This window comes from Mycobacterium helveticum (assembly GCF_007714205.1).
Lineage (GTDB): Bacteria > Actinomycetota > Actinomycetes > Mycobacteriales > Mycobacteriaceae > Mycobacterium > Mycobacterium helveticum.
This window is the reverse complement of the sequence record NZ_VMQU01000216.1, coordinates 1-4,685: the sequence shown is the minus strand read 5'-3', so window position 1 is coordinate 4,685 and position 4,685 is coordinate 1. Positions and strand designations below refer to the sequence as shown.

The following is a 4,685-nucleotide window of genomic DNA, read 5'->3' as shown; positions in this document are numbered from 1 at the left end:
GCTTCGGGGGGTGACGCAGGGGATGCGGGTGTGGGTGCAGCGCCGGCGGCGACGCCATCGGTTGGGGCGTTGGAGACCACTTGGCCGCCACCAGGTTCGGCGGCGCTGGTCGGATCATCGATGACGGCGATGGGCTGACCGATGGGAACCGTACTGCCTTCGGGAGCGATGATTCGGGTCAGCACCCCGCTGTCGTAGGCTTCGAGCTCCATGGTGGCCTTGTCGGTCTCGATTTCGGCGAGTGTGTCACCACGCCGGACGATGTCACCTTCGCGCTTGAGCCATTGCCCGACAACACCTTCGGTCATGGTGTCCGACAACCGCGGCATCAGCACGTCTGGCATCAACGGTCCTCTCCGTAGGCGAACCGGCTGGCGTCGAGAACCTCACGGATGACCTTGGTCAGGTCGGCGGCGTCGGGCAGGGCCGCCAGCTCGAGCGGCTTGGCATAGGGCAGTGGTACTTCGGCGGCAGCGACCCGGCGGATCGGGGCATCGAGATAGTCAAATGCGCCCTCGGCGATTGTCGCCGCGATCTCAGCGCCGACCCCGTAGCTGAGCCAGTCGTCTTCGAGGATGACGGCCCTGCTGGTCTTGCGCACCGACGCGCAGATCGTCTCGCGGTCCAGCGGACGCAAACTCCGTAGGTCGACCACCTCGATCGACACGCCGTCGGCCTCGAACTGGCGGGCGACGTCCAACGCGATCACCGTCGAGCGCGAGTAGGCGACGACCGTCAGGTCGGTTCCCGGCTTGGCAATCGAAGCTATCCCGATCTGAGCGATCTGCTCGCCGTCGGGAACCTCGCCCCGGGTGTTGTACAGCGCCAGATTCTCTAAAAACAGCACCGGGTCGTCGTCGCGGACGGCGGCGGTCAGCAACGCCTTGGCATCTGCCGGGGTGGCGGGGGTGACGACTTTCATCCCGGGTACGTGCGCATACCACACCTCCAGGTTCTGCGAATGTGTCGCCGCCAGCTGCTGTCCGCCACCCCCCGGGGTGCGGATCACCAGTGGCACCGACACCTGGCCCGCGAACATCGCGTGCATCTTGGCGGCGTGATTGACGATCTGGTCGATAGCCAAGAGGCTGAAGTTGATCGTCATGATCTCCACGATCGGTCGCATGCCCAGCATCGCTGCGCCGATCGCGGCACCGACGAATCCTCCCTCGCAGATCGGTGTGTCAACCACCCGGGTGGGCCCGAATTCTGTCAACAGGCCGGCGGTGATCTTGTAGGAGCCTTCGAAGACACCGATCTCCTCGCCGATGAGAAATACCGACTCGTCGCGCAGCAGTTCGGCGCGCAGCGTGTCGTGCAGGGCTTGCCGATAGGTCAGCACGGTCATGGCTGCCCCCGCGAGAGCGCGATCACCGGATCGCCGGGCAGTTGGTGTGGCGCATTGGCAACCGCCGTGGCATAGACGTAGCCGAACAACTGATCGGCACCGGGGTCGGGGCTGGCATCGGCGAAATCCACAGCGGCATCGACCTGCGCCTCGACCTGTTCCTCGACGTCCTGCGCCGCCCTGTCGTCGAGGATCCCGGCATCGACCAAGCGCCGACGAAACGCCGGAACGGGATCGAGCGCGCGCAGTCGCGCAACCTCGTCGCGGGAACGGTACTTGTCTGGATCCACCACCGAGTGGCCGCGCAGCCGCTGGCACACTGCCTCGATCAGGCCCGGCTCGCGCTGGATCCGGGCACGCGACAGCGCAGCCCGGGCCGCATCACGCACCGCGAGCACGTCGTCACCGTCAACCCGTTCCCCCGCAATCCGGTAAGAACAGCCGCGCTTGTACAGGTCGGGTTCTGCCGCCGCTTTTTCCACCGGCGTCCCCATGCCCAAGCCGTTGTTGACGATCACGTACACGATCGGCAACTGCCACAGCCCGGCCAGGTTGAGCGACTCGTGAAACGCACCGATGTTGGTGGCCCCATCGCCGAGCACACACATCACGGCCTCCGCGCCGGGACCGGGGCTTCCGCGGTAGGTGAGCGCCAGCGCCGCACCGGTGGCCGGCGGGATCTGGCCGCCGACGATGCCGTATCCGCCGAGTAGGCGCAGCTTGCTGTCGAACAGGTGCATCGAGCCGCCGCGGCCCCCGGACACACCAGCGGCCTTGCCGAACAGCTCCGCCATGACACGGCCGGGCTCGATCCCGCGGGCAAGGGCATAGCCGTGATCGCGATAGGTCGCAAACAGGTAGTCGCGGGACTCGAGCGCCGCCATCAGGCCGACCACGGTGGCTTCCTCGCCCACATTGAGGTGGCAGTACCCACCGACTTTCGCCCGCTGGTACATCTCCGCTGCCCGCGACTCGAATGCCCGGATCAGCGCCATCTGCCGGTAGTAGCCGCGCAGTGTCTCCGCGGGTTCCTCGGCCGGCAATCCGCCGAGTGCAGCGGATTCGGGTCTGGGGCTTGGCGTGGGCGGGATTGTCATTGCCCTCCTGCTTCGGTGATATCACACAAACGGGGTTGTCCGGCCAGACACCCGTTCAGGCACCAGGGGGTTGCTCCTGCAGCACGAACTGCTCGCTCGTTGCCTGACACTTCGGACACCTGCCGGGGGGATGCTCACCGCGCACCGGCTCACCGCATACCTGGCATACCCATTCGGTGGCCATCACGGCCACCAGGTCATGACGGCTCACGATTCCGACCAGTCGCCCCTCCTGCACCACCGGAACCCTGCGGATACGACGGTCGACCAGCAGGTGTCGGATATCGTCGGCCGCGCTGTCCACGGTCACGCTGATCACCGCCGTCGTCATCAGGTCACGTGCTAGTGCACCGGTTTTGGAGAGCAGGTCATGTTCGCTGACAAGTCCCAACAGCGTGCCTGCCTGATTAACCACGGGTGCTGCGCTGATCCGGTGCCGCGTCAAGATGCCGGCTACCTGTTGGGTTGAAGCGTCAGCGAGGACGGTGATCACCGGCGAGGACATGATGTCACCGGCTGTGAGATGGGCCAGTGACACTGCGGCGGTGTCCTGCGGATACACCTTCGCAGGGTACGCCTGCCGGGTTTCAGATATCAGGCATCTGCTCGAAACACTGGTGATCTGGACCATCATTACCGCTCGCTCACGCAATCGCAGTGCGCCAGTTCATGAGTCGAAAAGGCACTTTCTTCCGCTGAGCTCGGTGGAGAAAGTCGCAAAAGTGCCCGCAAGCAACAGGCCGCTTGCTTCGATTGCATGCTCACTCCTGACGATCGCTCTAGTCAATGCGCATGGTGACGGTCTAGAGTTTACACAAGTAGCACTTGTACAAACATTACGCGTTCCAGAAAGGGGCCGAGGAGTATGAGCATTGCGGAACGGACCACGCAGACCACGTGGGAGGGCCCGCTGGCGTCTGGCGAAGGCAAGCTGTTGGAGGGCAGCAGCGGAGCGCTGGATGGCCTGTCGCTGACCTGGGCCTCGCGGACTGAGCAGCCTGGCGGCAAGACCAGTCCGGAAGAGCTGGCGGCGGCGGCGCATTCGTCGTGTTTCGCGATGGCGTTGGCGTTGAAGCTGGGTGAGAACCGCACGCCGCCACAGCGCCTCGATGTCACAGCTACCGTGATCCTGGATGAGGTCGACGGAATCCCGACGATCACAACGTCCCGGCTGAAGGTCAGCGCGCAGGTGGCCGGGCTGGACGCCGAAGCCTTCGCGGCCGTGGTAGGCCAGGCCGCTGCCCTGTGTCCGGTATCACGATTGTTCGCCGGCGCCACGATCAGCGTCGACGCCGAGCTCGACGAGACCGAATCTGTCCGTTCTGCGGGCTGACGCCCAGGAGCACATGATGCCCGACTTGCCGCTATCTGTTGAGCTGGCGCGAGAGCACCGCGAAATCGATAATGGGATACAGACTTTCATCGAGAAACTCGTCTGTGGCAGCGTGCGACACGAGCTACTGACCGAGACTCTGGCAGCGCTGCGCCGGCACATCTACCTCGAGGAAGTCTTCCTGTTCCCGCCGCTCCGAGAGGCCGGTATTGTGATGCCGATCTTCGTGATGATGCGCGAGCACGGTCAGCTGTGGCGCACCATGGACGCCCTGACGGATTTGCTCGCTGATTCAAACGACACCGGGCGGCTCGCGGATACGTGTACGCAGCTGCTGGACCAACTTCACCAGCACAACTCGAAGGAAGAGCCGATTATCTATCCGAGCGCCGACACCGCGCTGCCGCTGCAGACGAGCGCCGAACTAACGCGGTTTATCGAGACCGGTCGCGCCCCCGATGGATGGATGTGCCAGCAGGCGGGTGCCTGAGGCTCTCACCTGCCGAAGTTCCGAAGGAGGACTCTCATGCGCGTCGTGGTAAACCTGGATCGCTGTGAGGGCAATGCTTTCTGTGTCAATATCGCGCCCGAGGTGTTCGAGCTCAGCTACGACGAGTACGCCGTGGTCATTACTGACCCCGTCCCTGTCGAGCAGGAGACGCTCGTCGAGCAGGCCATCGCCGCGTGCCCTCGCGCGGCCTTATCCCGCGAAGACTAGATTCAGAGGCGAGCTCGTCATCGTCGCGGCGAATTACATGGGTATCAAAGAGATGTCGAGTTGGTCTTGGGTTGCACTGGCATGCCCGCACGCTGGTGTCAGAGCCTGGTCCAGTTACTAAGGAGTTCGTAAGTAAGTCGAGACACGCCGGGGAAAGCCTTTGCTGGCGAACGATATTCGTCGAGAATA

The 4,685-nt window shown here is 64.1% G+C and carries 7 protein-coding genes; 3 read left to right on the top strand and 4 right to left on the bottom strand.

Features of this window, described 5'->3' with window-relative positions:
* From FPZ47_RS26565 to FPZ47_RS26550, 4 genes are all read right to left on the bottom strand, one after another.
* Positions 1–344: lipoyl domain-containing protein (locus tag FPZ47_RS26565; RefSeq protein WP_210420025.1), on the bottom strand; the 344-nt coding region annotated here is incomplete at its 3' end.
* A complete protein-coding gene (locus tag FPZ47_RS26560; protein WP_144954076.1) occupies positions 344–1,348 on the bottom strand; it encodes an alpha-ketoacid dehydrogenase subunit beta in 1,005 nt (334 codons plus the stop codon). The genes FPZ47_RS26560 and FPZ47_RS26565, both read right to left, overlap by 1 nt.
* The gene (pdhA, locus tag FPZ47_RS26555; protein WP_246133489.1) at positions 1,345–2,343 is read right to left on the bottom strand and encodes a pyruvate dehydrogenase (acetyl-transferring) E1 component subunit alpha; all 999 of its coding nucleotides are present in this window, start codon (positions 2,341–2,343) and stop codon (positions 1,345–1,347) included. The genes FPZ47_RS26560 and pdhA overlap by 4 nt, the downstream gene beginning before the upstream one ends.
* Before the next feature lie 157 nt (positions 2,344–2,500).
* Complete coding sequence (locus tag FPZ47_RS26550) at positions 2,501–3,007, bottom strand: CBS domain-containing protein (protein WP_210420024.1); 507 nt, start codon at positions 3,005–3,007, stop codon at positions 2,501–2,503.
* Between the two features lie 303 nt (positions 3,008–3,310).
* On the opposite strand from FPZ47_RS26550, the gene FPZ47_RS26545 reads away from it, so the two are divergent.
* The 3 genes from FPZ47_RS26545 to FPZ47_RS26535 are packed head-to-tail and all read left to right on the top strand — an operon-like array spanning position 3,311 to position 4,496.
* Positions 3,311–3,778, top strand: coding sequence for an OsmC family peroxiredoxin (locus FPZ47_RS26545; protein ID WP_144954068.1), 468 nt, complete (start codon positions 3,311–3,313; stop codon positions 3,776–3,778).
* Positions 3,779–3,794: 16 nt separating this feature from the next.
* On the top strand, positions 3,795–4,268 hold the full coding sequence (locus FPZ47_RS26540; protein WP_144954066.1) for a hemerythrin domain-containing protein: 474 nt from the start codon (positions 3,795–3,797) through the stop codon (positions 4,266–4,268).
* 36 nt (positions 4,269–4,304) lie between these two features.
* Entirely contained in the window at positions 4,305–4,496 is a 192-nt protein-coding gene (locus FPZ47_RS26535; protein ID WP_144954063.1) for a ferredoxin, read from the top strand.
* Positions 4,497–4,685: the final 189 nt, after the last annotated feature.